This is a genomic window from Paraburkholderia gardini, from assembly GCF_907164575.1.
GTDB lineage: Bacteria > Pseudomonadota > Gammaproteobacteria > Burkholderiales > Burkholderiaceae > Paraburkholderia > Paraburkholderia gardini.
Genome location: NZ_CAJQYY010000019.1, coordinates 40,301 through 53,874, shown reverse-complemented (window position 1 = coordinate 53,874; position 13,574 = coordinate 40,301). Strand labels below are relative to the sequence as shown.

The 13,574-nt window shown below is 63.5% G+C and carries 14 protein-coding genes; 10 read left to right on the top strand and 4 right to left on the bottom strand.

Annotated elements, in window-relative coordinates; all coding sequences use genetic code 11:
- Positions 1-394: 394 nt before the first annotated feature.
- The 3 genes from dksA to hslU all read left to right on the top strand — a co-directional run bounded on the left by dksA (position 395) and on the right by hslU (position 3,057).
- Entirely contained in the window at positions 395-814 is a 420-nt protein-coding gene (gene dksA / locus LPA34_RS16735; protein WP_006050516.1) for an RNA polymerase-binding protein DksA, read from the top strand.
- Between the two features lie 350 nt (positions 815-1,164).
- Positions 1,165-1,701 carry an ATP-dependent protease subunit HslV gene (gene hslV, locus LPA34_RS16730; protein WP_228875513.1) on the top strand — a complete coding sequence of 179 codons (537 nt, stop codon included), beginning with the start codon at positions 1,165-1,167 and terminating at the stop codon, positions 1,699-1,701.
- 9 nt (positions 1,702-1,710) lie between these two features.
- Positions 1,711-3,057: an ATP-dependent protease ATPase subunit HslU gene (hslU, locus tag LPA34_RS16725; protein WP_228980102.1), complete on the top strand. Its 1,347-nt coding sequence runs from the start codon at positions 1,711-1,713 to the stop codon at positions 3,055-3,057.
- 153 nt (positions 3,058-3,210) lie between these two features.
- On the opposite strand, the gene LPA34_RS16720 is transcribed toward hslU, so the two are convergent.
- Genes LPA34_RS16720 through LPA34_RS16710 form a run of 3 tightly spaced genes read right to left on the bottom strand, consistent with a single transcriptional unit; the run spans position 3,211 to position 5,359 of the window.
- On the bottom strand, positions 3,211-3,753 hold the full coding sequence (locus LPA34_RS16720) for a response regulator transcription factor (protein ID WP_228980100.1): 543 nt from the start codon (positions 3,751-3,753) through the stop codon (positions 3,211-3,213).
- Positions 3,750-5,105, bottom strand: coding sequence for an ATP-binding protein (locus LPA34_RS16715; RefSeq protein WP_228980098.1), 1,356 nt, complete (start codon positions 5,103-5,105; stop codon positions 3,750-3,752). Before LPA34_RS16715 ends, LPA34_RS16720 begins: the two co-directional genes overlap by 4 nt.
- A 20-nt stretch (positions 5,106-5,125) precedes the next feature.
- Positions 5,126-5,359 (bottom strand): cysteine-rich CWC family protein, encoded by a 234-nt coding sequence (locus tag LPA34_RS16710; protein WP_228980096.1) that lies wholly within the window; start codon positions 5,357-5,359, stop codon positions 5,126-5,128.
- Between the two features lie 281 nt (positions 5,360-5,640).
- On the opposite strand from LPA34_RS16710, the gene argB reads away from it, so the two are divergent.
- The 7 genes from argB to LPA34_RS16675 all read left to right on the top strand — a co-directional run bounded on the left by argB (position 5,641) and on the right by LPA34_RS16675 (position 12,747).
- Complete coding sequence (gene argB / locus LPA34_RS16705; RefSeq protein ID WP_228980093.1) at positions 5,641-6,540, top strand: acetylglutamate kinase; 900 nt, start codon at positions 5,641-5,643, stop codon at positions 6,538-6,540.
- Positions 6,541-6,765: 225 nt separating this feature from the next.
- Entirely contained in the window at positions 6,766-7,557 is a 792-nt protein-coding gene (locus LPA34_RS16700; protein WP_228980232.1) for a pyrimidine 5'-nucleotidase, read from the top strand.
- On the top strand, positions 7,524-8,195 hold the full coding sequence (gene slmA / locus LPA34_RS16695) for a nucleoid occlusion factor SlmA (protein WP_228980091.1): 672 nt from the start codon (positions 7,524-7,526) through the stop codon (positions 8,193-8,195). Before LPA34_RS16700 ends, slmA begins: the two co-directional genes overlap by 34 nt.
- A 298-nt stretch (positions 8,196-8,493) precedes the next feature.
- Positions 8,494-9,639: a homoserine O-succinyltransferase MetX gene (metX, locus tag LPA34_RS16690; protein ID WP_228980089.1), complete on the top strand. Its 1,146-nt coding sequence runs from the start codon at positions 8,494-8,496 to the stop codon at positions 9,637-9,639.
- The gene (gene metW / locus LPA34_RS16685) at positions 9,636-10,244 is read left to right on the top strand and encodes a methionine biosynthesis protein MetW (protein ID WP_228980087.1); all 609 of its coding nucleotides are present in this window, start codon (positions 9,636-9,638) and stop codon (positions 10,242-10,244) included. The genes metX and metW overlap by 4 nt, the downstream gene beginning before the upstream one ends.
- A 14-nt stretch (positions 10,245-10,258) precedes the next feature.
- Positions 10,259-11,653 (top strand): AmpG family muropeptide MFS transporter, encoded by a 1,395-nt coding sequence (locus LPA34_RS16680; protein ID WP_228980085.1) that lies wholly within the window; start codon positions 10,259-10,261, stop codon positions 11,651-11,653.
- Positions 11,650-12,747: a M48 family metallopeptidase gene (locus tag LPA34_RS16675; protein ID WP_228980083.1), complete on the top strand. Its 1,098-nt coding sequence runs from the start codon at positions 11,650-11,652 to the stop codon at positions 12,745-12,747. The genes LPA34_RS16680 and LPA34_RS16675 overlap by 4 nt, the downstream gene beginning before the upstream one ends.
- A gap of 24 nt (positions 12,748-12,771) precedes the next feature.
- Here the strand turns inward: LPA34_RS16675 and LPA34_RS16670 are convergent, their stop codons facing one another.
- A complete protein-coding gene (locus LPA34_RS16670; protein ID WP_228980081.1) occupies positions 12,772-13,545 on the bottom strand; it encodes an exodeoxyribonuclease III in 774 nt (257 codons plus the stop codon).
- Positions 13,546-13,574 lie beyond the last annotated feature (29 nt).

The following is a 13,574-nucleotide window of genomic DNA, read 5'->3' as shown; positions in this document are numbered from 1 at the left end:
CAGTGGCAGCAGGGATTTCCCCCGGTTGTCGTCCCGTATTGTGATTCAGTTACAATACGGGCCCACTGGAGAATGACAACGAAATGCCCGGGACATTGCAGCTCGCACCGGGCACACACGGCGCCGGAAAATCTCATCCGGAATTCACGTCGGCATGCCGGTTGGCACACCGGTTTCGGGGAGCGCGCTGCCGGTAGAAAGATCATGCCTCAGGAGCATTTGTAGACCGGTTTCCAGAGGAGTTCGGCCCCGCATCGGCGCCTTTGGCGTCACGACAGCCCACCGTCCGTGTTCGCCGTCGCTCATTTGAGCGTTAATCAGGGCATCTTTGCGGGCAACACGAAAGAGCGGGCAATATGTATGAGTTTTGCCTCACATTGAAGAAGCAAGCCAGATGACGACGAAACGACTCTTGACCGAAGCCGAAATCCTGAAGATGAGCGACAAGGATTACATGAATGAGGATCAGCTCGCTTTCTTCAAGAACAAGCTCGAACAGCTGCAGGCGGAAATTCTCCGCAATGCCGGCCAGACGACTGAAAACCTGCGTGAAACCGTGATCGTGCCGGACCCGGCCGACCGCGCGACGATCGAGGAAGAGCATGCGCTGGAACTGCGCACGCGCGACCGCGAACGCAAGCTGCTGAAGAAGGTTCAGCAATCGCTCGCACGCATCGATTCGGGCGACTACGGCTGGTGCGAGGAAACCGGCGAGCCGATCGGCATTCCGCGTCTGCTCGCACGCCCCACGGCAACCCTGTCGCTCGAAGCGCAGGAACGCCGCGAGCTGCGCCAGAAGCTGTTCGGCGACTAACCGTCGCGGCGCGGTTTCGGCCCGCGCCCCAATACGCTGCTTCGTCGAGAGGCGCACGGTGTTCCGTGCGCCTTTTTTCTTCCGGGGCGCGCCCTTTCGTGCTGCCGGCGCGGCCGTTTCGGCCCCATCTTTTTACGCGTTTTTTCTTCTTTATCCCGCCTTTTTCCGCCGTTAGCCATCCGGCCGACTCTTGATATGGCGGTGCACGCCCTAAAATAAATCCGACATGCGTTGCACGAGCGCGCGCGCCTTTGCCTGGTTTTCCGCGTTGCGCGCCGTCCGCTTACCCGGATTCAAGTAGTGGCGCACAGCGCTGCTGCGTCCTTCCCGTTTTTGCAAAAGGAACGCATATGGAGCAATTTCACGGCACGACGATCGTTTCCGTGCGGCGCGGCGACAAGGTCGCGCTCGGCGGCGACGGCCAGGTGACACTGGGCAACATCGTCATGAAAGGCGGTGCAAAAAAAGTCCGGCGCATCTATGGCGGCAAGGTGATGGTCGGTTTCGCCGGCGGCACGGCCGACGCCTTTTCGCTCCTCGACCGCTTCGAAGCCAAGCTCGAAAAACATCAGGGCAACCTCACGCGGGCAGCCGTCGAACTCGCCAAGGACTGGCGCACCGACCGCATGCTGCGCCGCCTCGAGGCCATGCTGATCACCGCCGACGCACACACCACGCTCGTCATCACCGGCAACGGCGACGTGCTCGATCCTGAAGGCGGCATCTGCGCCATCGGCTCGGGCGGTGCGTACGCGCAGGCGGCGGCCGCGGCGCTTCTCGCGAACACGGATCTTTCACCGCGCGAGATCGTCGAAAAGGCGCTGGAGATTGCCGGCGACATGTGTATCTACACGAACCATAACCGCGTCATCGAGACGATCGAGTAAGGACCCACGATGAGCACCATGACTCCAGCCGAGATCGTCTCGGAACTCGACAAACACATCATCGGTCAGGACCGTGCAAAGAAGGCGGTCGCGGTCGCGCTGCGCAACCGCTGGCGTCGTCAGCAGGTCGAAGAGCCGCTGCGCCAGGAAATCACGCCGAAGAACATTCTGATGATCGGGCCGACAGGTGTCGGTAAAACCGAAATCGCGCGCCGTCTGGCCAGGCTCGCCGACGCGCCGTTCATCAAGATCGAAGCCACGAAGTTCACGGAAGTCGGCTACGTCGGTCGCGACGTCGACAGCATCGTGCGCGATCTGATGGAAATCTCCATCAAGCAGACGCGCGAAACGGAAATGCGCAAGGTTCGCACGAAGGCCGAAGATCAGGCCGAAGACCGCATTCTCGACATCCTGCTGCCAACGGCGCGACCCGTCGGTTTTGGCGCAAGCTCGAGCGCGGCCGACACCGTCGACGAAAGCAGCACCACGCGTCAGACATTCCGCAAGCGTCTGCGCGAAGGTCTTCTCGACGACAAGGAAATCGAACTCGACGTCGAGCAACCGCAGGTCGGCATGGACATCATGGGGCCGCCGGGCATGGAAGACATGACCGAGCAGATCCGTTCGATGTTCGCGAACATCGGCGGCGGCAAGAAAATGCGTCGCAAGCTGAAGGTCAAGGAAGCGCTGAAGCTGCTGACCGACGAGGAAGCCGGCAAGATGCTCAACGACGAAGAAGTCAAGGCAATGGCCGTGCGTAACGTCGAGCAGAACGGCATCGTGTTCCTCGACGAGATCGACAAGATCGCGTCACGCAATGAAGCCGGCGGCGGCGAGGTGTCGCGGCAGGGTGTGCAGCGCGATCTGCTGCCGCTCGTCGAAGGCACCACGATCAACACGAAGTACGGCATGGTGAAGACGGATCACGTTCTGTTCATCGCGAGCGGTGCGTTCCATCTGGCCAGGCCGAGTGACCTGATTCCCGAGCTGCAGGGTCGCTTCCCGATTCGCGTCGAACTCGATTCGCTTTCGGTGAAAGACTTTGAATCGATTCTTGTCGCAACGGACGCGAGCCTCGTCAAACAGTACCAGGCGCTGCTCGCTACCGAAGACGTGCATCTCGACTTCGCTGAAGACGGCATTCGCCGCCTGGCCGAAATCGCGTTTTCGGTGAACGAAAAAACCGAGAACATCGGCGCGCGCCGTCTCTATACGGTGATCGAAAAGCTGCTCGAGGAAGTGTCGTTCTCCGCGGGCAATCACGCGGGCACGAACGTCACGATCGACGCGGCCTATGTCGATCGTGCGCTGAACGAAGTCGCCGAAGACGAGGACCTGTCCCGCTACGTGCTGTAGTCCCGCGCGACGGCGCTGCCTGCAATGCCGTCGACGCACACACTATCCGGCACCCGCCGGGTAGACCATACGGCATCACGCACAAGTAAAACGGACGGCCTTTTCGAAGGCCGCCCGTTTTCCCACCAGTGCCATGCATTCACGGCGCGCAACTCACTGCCGCACCGGCCGTTTCGCCAGCTTGCGCTGCAGCGTGCGGCGATGCATGTTCAGCGCACGCGCCGTCGCCGAAATGTTGTTGCCGTTTTCCGCCAGCACGCGCTGGATATGCTCCCATTCGAGCCGCGCCACGGAAAGCGGCGCCGGGTGGTCGATCGCCTCTTCGGCCTGCAGCGCGCTCGCTTCGCTTTGTAGCGCGGAAAGAATCGATTCGACGTTGGCGGGCTTTGCCAGATAGTTGTCGGCGCCATCCTTCACCGCCTGCACGGCCGTCGCGATACTTGCGTAGCCCGTCAGCACGAGCATGCGTGCGTCCGGCTGCAATTCGCGCAACGGCGCGACCAGGTTCAGGCCGGAATCGTTGCCCAGATGCAGGTCGACCGTGATCTGCCCGAACTTCTGCTGGTTCGCGAGCCTGATCGCCTCGGCTGCGTTGTGCGCCTCGGCGACCGTGAAGCCGCGTCGCGTGAGGCCCCGCGCGAGGATGCCGGAGAACACTTCGTCATCGTCGATGACCAGAAAATTCATGTCGCTCATGCCTGTTTCTCCGTATTGTCAGGTGCCGAACCGTTCCGGTTCGCATCCGTCTGGCCAGCGGCCGTCTGCGCGGTACCGGGTTTCCATGCGCCGGACTGCCCGTGGCCTGCCACCGGCAGTCGCAGCGTAGCGCGCGTGCCGCGCGGCTTCGTTTCGTTGATATCGCTTAATTCGATCGAACCACCCAGGCGCGTCGCGGCGGAAAACGCCAGATAAAGGCCGACGCCGTGACCGCCCTGCGTGCTGTCGACCGGCATCGTGCCGAGCGAATGACGCAGCGTCGGCGGAATACCCGGGCCGGCGTCGCACACTTCGAACTCGATCGTATCGCCGCGCGCCGTCAGCCGGGCGGTCAGCGTGACGTGATCGCGGCTCGCGCGCGCCGCATTATCCAGCAGGATCGTGAGAATCTGGCCGACTGCGACCGTATCGTCAAGGCTGACGTGGTCGGGCGGCGTTCCCGGGCGTTCGAATTTGACATGCGGATGCCGCAGCCGCCATTGCTCGACGAACGATGCGAGCCATTCGCCCACCGTCAGCCGGCTACCCGGCGACGAGGCGCGACTGCGCAGCCGCGCGAGCGCCGACGTGCACAACGCCATCTGCTGTTCGAGCAGGGAGATATCCGCCGAATACGGCGCGAGACCCTGGTCGGTACGCGCCGCGTCGCGCAGTTCTTCGGCAAGCATCGCGATCGTGGAGAGCGGCGTGCCGATTTCGTGCGCGACGGTGGCGGCCTGCACGCCGAGCGCCACGGCACGCTCATCGCGCAGCAAGCGCTGCTGGGCCTCGCCCAGCGCGGCTTCGCGCAGCCGCAGGGCGCGCGACATCCGCGCCACGAACCACGCGATCAGGCCGACGCTCACCATGAAGTTCACCCACATGCCGGCGCGGTAGTAGTCGAAGAGGTTCGCCGGATTGTCGAGGTTGAGCGGCACGGAATCGAAGCCGAGCACGGCGTAACAGGCAGCCGCGAACGCGGCGAGCCACGCCATCAGATACCAGGGCAGCACGGCCGCGGCAATCGCCAGCGAGGGCAGATACAGCGACACGAACGGATTGGTCGTGCCGCCCGACAGGAACAGCAGCGCCGACAGGGCGCCCAGATCAACCCAGATCTGGCCGAACAGCTCGAGATTGGACTCAGGCTTCTCGCGCGCCACGCGAATCCACGTCAAGCCGTTGAACACGACTTCGAGCGCGATCACGAGCAGCATCGCGGGGAGCGGCAGATGGACGCCGAACATGAACTGGACAACCGCGATCGTGCCAAGCTGCCCAATGATGGCGAAGCTTCGCAGCCAGAAAAGATGCCCGAGGTTGACCCTGCCGGTGGTGGTTATGCGGTGCATGCCGCCAGTTTACCCGTCAGTCAGCGGCCCGGGGCACCCGGCGCGCCGCTTTGCTGGGTGCTTGCGATTTCAGTGGCAAGGCATTCGGGGCACAGACACCCGCTTCCCGCCGCGAGTCGCTCCGCTGGCAACGCCAGCATCGCGCGGCACCAGCATGCGACGTCTTTCGCCCGCGCGCCGCAGTCGAACGCATGGCCGCAGCGCGGACAGCGCACGCTCACCACATCCTGCGAAGAAGAATCTGACGCGTTCATGGCGAAATGATGAATCTGTTGGGGAATCACAGGAATAATGCCACGTCCTGCATGCGCCAGTAACCGGCCGTTCGGCCAGCTTTTCGGCCTCGCCGGGGCGCGGGAGAATCCATCTCATGCCGCGCCGGGCAGGTGTTATCCCGCCGCGCGGCGACGCCATGTTGCGCACTGCACGAAAAGCGCCCCGCGCACCGCTCCGGCGCGCTTCGAAAACCCTGTTGCAGCGCGCCACTCCTGTACAATTCGCCCTTGTTTCAACTGCCCTGCCTGACTCTGCCGCCATGTCCGAGATCCCAGACCTTTCGCAGATTGCGCCCACCCTGAAAGCCGAAATTCTGGCCGAGGCGCTGCCCTATATCCGCCAGTATCACGGCAAGACCGTGGTGATCAAATACGGCGGCAATGCCATGACCGAAGAGCGCCTGAAGCAGGGCTTCGCGCGCGACGTCATTCTGCTGAAGCTGGTCGGCATCAACCCGGTGATCGTGCACGGCGGCGGCCCGCAGATCGATCAGGCGCTGAAGAAAATCGGCAAGCAGGGCACGTTCATCCAGGGCATGCGCGTCACCGACGAAGAGACGATGGAAGTCGTCGAATGGGTGCTCGGCGGCGAAGTGCAGCAGGACATCGTCACGCTGATCAACCACTTCGGCGGTCATGCGGTGGGCTTGACGGGCAAGGATGGCGGCCTCATTCACGCACGCAAGATGCTGATGCCCGACCGCGAGAATCCGGGCCAGTACGTCGATATCGGCCAGGTCGGCGAAGTCGAGGCAATCAACCCGGCGGTCGTGAAAGCGTTGCAGGACGACGCGTTCATTCCGGTGATCTCGCCGATCGGCTTCGGTGAAGACGGGCTGTCGTACAACATCAACGCGGATCTGGTCGCAGGCAAGCTGGCGGTCGTGCTGAACGCCGAGAAGCTCGTCATGATGACCAACATCCCCGGCGTGATGGACAAGGCGGGCAACCTGCTGACCGATCTGTCGGCACGGGAAATCGATGGTCTGTTCGCGGACGGAACGATCTCGGGCGGCATGTTGCCGAAAATCTCGTCGGCACTCGATGCGGCAAAGAGCGGTGTGCGCTCGGTGCATATTATCGACGGCCGCATCGAGCATTCGGTGCTGCTCGAAATCCTGACCGAACAGCCGTTCGGCACCATGATCCGCTCGCATTGAGCGCATCATGAAACACGGTGCGCGCAGCCATGCGCGTATCGTGCCACGCAGCCCGCCGCCCTTGTGCGGTGGCAGCGCGATGCTCCACCAGCCGGCGTTCAGGCCCACTGTATTTCACGCTGCATCCGGCGCTTTCAGGCCTGATTCATGGCCTGCTGCCCGGCGTTCGAACAGGCCTTCAAACCGGACTCCTGCATGGCCTCTCCCGTTTCCACTGCCAGCATGATGCGTCCCTCCCGTCCTAAACGCCGTCGGCCGCATATCGGAGGCGGCACGCCCGTGTGGCTCTTCGATCTCGACAACACGCTGCATCACGCATCGCACGCGATCTTCCCGGCGATCAACCTGGCGATGACGCAGTACATCATCGACGCCCTGCAGGTCGAGCGCGACGAGGCGAACCGTCTGCGCACCGGCTACACGCAGCGTTACGGCGCAACGCTGCTGGGCCTTGCGCGCCATCATCCAGTCGATCCGCACCACTTTCTCAAGGTCGTGCACACGTTCCCTGATCTGCCCGCGATGCTGCGCGCCGAGCGCGGCCTCGCGCGTCTCATCGAGGCGCTGCCGGGCCGCAAGATCGTGCTGACCAACGCGCCCGAAAAGTACGCGCGCGCGGTCCTCGACGAGCTGCGCATCGCGCCACTGTTCGAGCGGGTGATCGCCATCGAGCACATGCGCGACCGGCGCGCCTGGCGCGCGAAGCCCGATCCGTCGATGCTGCGTCGTGCCATGCGCGACGCGCACGTCAGTCTCGCGGACGCCATCCTCGTCGAAGACACGCGCAGCCATCTGAAAAACTACCGGCGACTCGGCATCCGCACGGTGTGGATCACCGGCCATCTGCCGGCGCAGCGCCGCGCGGAGGGCGTGCCGGCGCGTCTGCCGGGCACTGGCCGTCCCCACTATGTCGACTGGTCGATTCGTTCGTTAAAATCATTGCGATCGGGCATCCGCTCGGGGCGACTGAAAAGGCGACATCCATGCAGCCGACTGACAGACCTGACCCGCCGGTAAACGACGAACATCACGACGCCAGCGGCACCCGCGCGCCGCGCCTGAAACCCGGCGAGCGGCGCGTCCACATCCTCCAGACGCTCGCCGCCATGCTGGAGGCGCCCAAGAGCGAAAAAATCACCACGGCGGCGCTCGCCGCGCGGCTCGGCGTCTCGGAAGCGGCGCTTTACCGGCATTTCGCCAGCAAGGCACAGATGTTCGAAGGGCTGATCGAGTTCATCGAGCAATCCATTTTCGGGCTCATCAACCAGATCGTATCGAAAGAGCCAAACGGCGTGCTTCAGGCGCGCTCGATCGCGCTCATGCTGCTCAACTTCGCCGCCAGGAACCCCGGCATGACGCGCGTGCTGACAGGCGAAGCGCTCGTCGGCGAACATGAACGGCTGGCGGAACGCGTGAACCAGATGCTGGAGCGCGTCGAGGCGTCGCTGAAGCAATGCCTGCGGCTCGGATTGATGGATGTCAACACGCAGGCCGACAGCGCCGCCGTGCCGCTGCCGGCGGACTACGATCCCGCCGTTCGCGCAAGCCTGCTGGTGAGCTACATCATCGGACGCTGGCACCGCTTTGCCCGCAGCGGCTTTTCGCGCGCACCCGGCGAACACGCCGAAGCGCAGTTGCTACTCATCCTCCAGTAATCCAGTAACGTAGCGGCATTCCCGGTTCGGGAAGTCGACAGGACGGCGCGCGCCGCTACTCCAGAACTTTCCGCTATAATTTGCGCCTGATTGCGGTATTCGCTGCCATAGCGGCCACCGGAACATGCAGGATGAATGACGCGCCGATTTGCTGACTCGATTGCGGGCGCGCGAACTGCCGGGAGGGTTCCCGCGGTTCACTACAAATGCGGCTAAAGAGGTCGTCAGCCGCGCATATCGTCTTTTCGCGCATCGCCGACACCATCTAGCCGCCCAGAGTCGTTAAAAGGCGGAATGAATGGAATCGATCGGCATCGTCGCTCCCCAGAAAATGCATTTCCCCGAGCCGCTGCTCATGCAGAACGGCAGCTCGCTCGCCGGTTACGACCTGATCGTCGAAACCTACGGCACGCTCAACGCCGCGCGCAGCAACGCGGTGCTCGTCTGTCACGCGCTCAACGCGTCGCATCACGTCGCGGGCGTCTACGCGGATGATCCGAAGGACGTCGGCTGGTGGGACAACATGGTCGGCCCAGGCAAGCCGCTCGATACGAACCGCTTCTTCGTGATCGGCGTGAACAATCTCGGCTCGTGTTTCGGCTCGACGGGCCCGATGAGCATCGATCCGTCGACGCAGCAGCCATACGGCGCGAGTTTTCCGGTCGTCACCGTCGAGGACTGGGTGAACGCGCAGGCGCGCCTCGCCGACATCTTCGGCATCGAGCGCTTTGCAGCCGTGATGGGCGGCAGCCTCGGCGGCATGCAGGCGCTGGCGTGGAGCATGATGTACCCGGAGCGTGTCGCGCACTGCATCGTGGTGGCATCGACGCCGAAGCTCTCCGCGCAGAACATCGCGTTCAACGAAGTGGCGCGCTCGGCGATCCTGTCGGACCCGGACTTCCACGGCGGCAACTATTACGCGCACAACGTGAAGCCGAAGCGTGGCCTGCGGGTCGCGCGGATGATCGGCCACATCACGTATCTCTCCGACGACGACATGGCCGCCAGGTTCGGCCGTGCGTTGCGCCGGGCCGAAGGCGCGCACGACGCCTACAACTTCAATTTCGACGTCGAGTTCGAAGTGGAGTCGTATCTGCGGTATCAGGGCGACAAATTCGCCGACTACTTCGACGCGAACACGTATCTGCTGATCACGCGCGCGCTCGACTACTTCGATCCGGCGAAAGCGTTCGATGGCGACCTGACCGCCGCGCTCGCGCACACCACGGCGAAATACCTGATCGCGAGTTTCTCGACGGACTGGCGTTTCGCGCCCGCGCGTTCGCGCGAACTGGTCAAGGCGCTGCTCGATCACAAACGCACGGTGACGTACGCCGAAATCGACGCGCCGCACGGGCACGACGCCTTCCTGCTCGACGACGCCCGCTATCACAACCTGATGCGCGCCTACTACGAACGCATTGCCACCGAGGTGAACGCATGAACCAGCGCGCGCTCGATTATCTTGCGACACGGCCCGACTTCCGCGCGATCGCCCGCTGGGTCGAGCCGCGCTCGACGGTGCTCGATCTCGGCTGCGGCGACGGCTCGCTGCTGTCGCTGCTGACCGAAGAACTGGACGTTTCCGGTTACGGCATCGAGATCAACGACGCCGGTGTGCTCGCATCGGCGAAAAACGGCATCAACGTGATCCAGCAGAATCTGGAGGACGGCCTGCGCCTGTTCGAGGACGGCAGTTTCGATTTCGCGATCCTGTCGCAGACGCTCCAGACGATTCACCAGACCGCCGCGATCCTGCGCGAGACGGTACGCGTCGGGAAGGAATGCATCGTGTCGTTTCCGAACTTCGGCTACTGGTCGCACCGGCTCTCGGTGTTGCAGGGTCGGATGCCCGTTTCGAAATCGCTGCCGTTCCAGTGGCACAACACGCCGAACGTGCGCGTCCTGACGATCAAGGATTTCGAGGCGCTCGCGCCGGAAGCCGGCATCGAAATCCTCGACCGCGTGGTGCTGCACGGCGGCCAGGCGGTCCGTTGGGGCGAGAACTGGCGTGGTAGTCTTGCGGTCTATCGGGTCAAGAAAAGCTAACGCAGACTATCCACATGTCGAACCCGCCACACGAGGCGCCTGCACTTTCCGCTCACGAAGACCACCCCGGCTGGCGTGCGTTTTTCAACCGACACATGCTGATATGCGTCTTCCTCGGCTTTACGTCGGGGTTGCCGCTTTTCACGCTCGTCTATCTTGTCCAGGCCTGGTTGCGCTCCGAAGGCGTCAACCTGAAGGAAATCGGCCTCTTCGCGCTGATCCAGTTTCCGTACACGTGGAAATTCGTCTGGGCGCCGCTGATGGACCGTTATCTGCCGCATCTGCCGGGCTGGCGCCCGGGCAGGCGGCGCGGCTGGATGCTCGTCACGCAGATTCTGGTCGCGGGCGCGATCGCGATGCTCGGCTTCGTGTCGCCGCGCGACTCGATCTGGACGGTTGCCGCGCTGACCGCGCTGGTCGCGTTCTTCGGCGCGAGCCAGGACATCGCGATCGACGCCTACCGGCGCGAACTGTTGACTGATACGCAGCAGGGTCTCGGCAACGCCGTCCACGTGAACGCATACAAGATCGCGGCGCTGGTGCCGGGTTCGCTCGCGCTGATCCTGTCGGACCATCTGCCGTGGACCACCGTCTTTATCGTCACCGCGGCGTTCATGCTGCCGGGGATGGTAATGGCCCTGCTCGTCAGCGAGCCCGAAGTACACGGCGCGCCGCCGAAGAACCTGCGCGACGCGATCGTGCTGCCATTTCGCGAATTCATCCTGCGTGATGGCTGGAAAGGCGCGCTGTTCGTGCTCGGCTTCATCTTCCTGTACAAGCTCGGCGACGTCATGGCGACCACGCTGTCCACGTCGTTCTTCCTCGATATCGGCTTTTCGCGCACGCAGATCGGCGTGATCGCGAAGACGACCGCGTTCGGCGCGAGCCTGGCGGGTGGCATTGTCGGCGGCGTGTGGCTGATGAAGATCGGCATCGGCCGCGGCCTGTGGATCTTCGGCCTGCTGCAGATGGTGTCGACGCTCGGCTTTGCGTGGCTTGCGCAGCTTGGCCCCGCGTCGCACGCGCTGGCCGCGATCTACGATTTCGCCGTGACGACGGGTCAGGGCACAACGAAGCTGTTGTCGTGGGTCGGCATCGACTGGACCGTCCAGCTCGATCCGCGTCTGGTCGCGCTCGCGCTCGTCTATGGCTTCGAAACCTTCGCGACCGGCCTGACGCTGGCGGCCTTCACCGCGTATATCGCCAGCACTACCGATCCACGCTATACCGCCACCCAGTTCGCGCTCTTCACGAGCCTCGCCTCGGTGCCGCGCACTCTGGCTTCGGCGGCCAGCGGTTATGTGGTCGCCGAGATCGGCTGGTTCACGTACTTCATCGTGTGTACGGCGCTCGCCGTGCCCGGCATGTTACTTTTGTTCCGGATCGCTCCCTGGAGAACGCAGTCGTGATCGCGTCCGCCCCGCTGCTCACGATGTTCCGACGCACCGCATTCGCGGCGCGCGTGGGCGTCTGCGTGAGCGCGGGTCTGACGCTGTTTCCGGCGCATCAGGCGCTCGCCGCCGATGCGCCCGCCAACGCAACCGTCAGCGCAGCGGACGCGGCCAGCGCGCCCGCGTCAAGGGCAGCCGTGGCCACGACGCCGGTTTCGGGCGCTTCCGCTGCAACCGGCGCTTCCAGCGCTTCAGCGCCGGGCGCTACGGCCCCCTCCAGTCACCAAAGCGTATACGGCCCGAGCCAGTCGATCCGTTTCGGCGGCAGTCCGGCGGTGTTCCGCAATCTGATTCCGTCGGCGATGCTCGAATCGCAGGCGTCGGCCGAATTCGACGAAATCGCGCGCGGCGCCAGCCACGCCAACAAGCTCTATCCCGCGACGGACGCTCGCGTCAAACGCGTGCGCACGACCATGGATCAACTGATTCCGTTCTCGCTGAAGTGGAACGAGCGCGCGAAAAACTGGAAGTGGGATGTCGCGGTCGTGAAGTCACCGGATATCCGGATGTACTGTCTGCCGGGCGGCAAGGTGGTGGTGTATGGCGGCCTGCTGGACCGCGTGCGCCTGAACGACAACGAGCTTGGCATGCTGCTCGGCCACGAAATCGCGCACGCACTGCGCGAACACGCGCGCGAGCGGCTCGGCGAACAGCAGGCCGCGCAGCTCAGTTCCGGGCCGATCCCGCAGCTCTTCGGCCTGGCCGATCTTGGTGAAGCGCCGCTTGGCATCGGCACGCAACTGCTCGAAATGAAATACGAGAGCACGGACGAAACCGAGGCCGACGTGATCGGCAGCGACATCGCGTCACGCGCGGGTTTCGATCCGCGCGCCGCCATCACACTATGGGACAAGCTCGCGGCAGCAACGCGCAAAAACCGCGAGCAGGGCTTCATCTACGTGCATCCGTATACGCCGGCGCGGCGCGCCGACATCATGAAACGCCTGCCCGACATGCTGCCGCTCTACGCGAAGGCGATCGGCAAAACAGTCGACGCATTGCCGGATTACGCCGGCATCGGCCGCCCGAAGCACAAATTCGCGACCGAATAAAACGCGTTACCGCCTCCCGATACGTCAGGCCGGACGATCGTAATCGACAGTCAGCGGCGCGTGGTCGCTGAACTTGATGTCGCGGAACACCTCCGTGCGCTTCGCCCGGCCGGCAATGCCCGGCGTCGCGATCTGATAGTCGATCCGCCACCCCACGTTCTTCGCATACGCCTGACCGCGATTGCTCCACCACGTGTACTGCTCCGGGCGCGGATCGAGCGTGCGAAACACGTCGACGTAGCCCACTTCGTCGAACAGCTTCGTGAGCCACGCGCGCTCCTCCGGCAGGCAGCCTGAATTCTTCTGGTTGCCCTTCCAGTTCTTGATGTCGATTTCCTTGTGCACGATGTTCACGTCGCCGCACACGATCACTTCGCGCTCCTGGCGCAATGCGTCGAGGTGCGGCATGAACACGTCCATGAAGCGGTATTTCGCCAGTTGCCGCTCCTCGCCGCTCGACCCCGACGGCACATACACAGAAATCACCGACAGATTGCCGAAACGCACTTCGACATAACGCCCTTCGGCGTCGAACTCTTCGCTGCCGAAACCGATCACGACTTCGTCCGGTTCGACGCGCGTGTACACGCCCGCGCCGCTGTAGCCCTTTTTCACCGCGTGCTGGAAGTAGCCCGTGTAGCCGTGCGGCGCGAGAAATTCAGGCGTCATGTCGTCCTGCGAGCACTTGATTTCCTGCACGCAGAGCACATCGGCGTTCTGGTCGCGGAACCAGTCGAAGAAACCTTTTTTGGCCGCCGAGCGGATGCCGTTGAGATTGGCGGTAATCACACGCAACATGTCGTTTCCTTTTGTTTGATGGTTGGCAG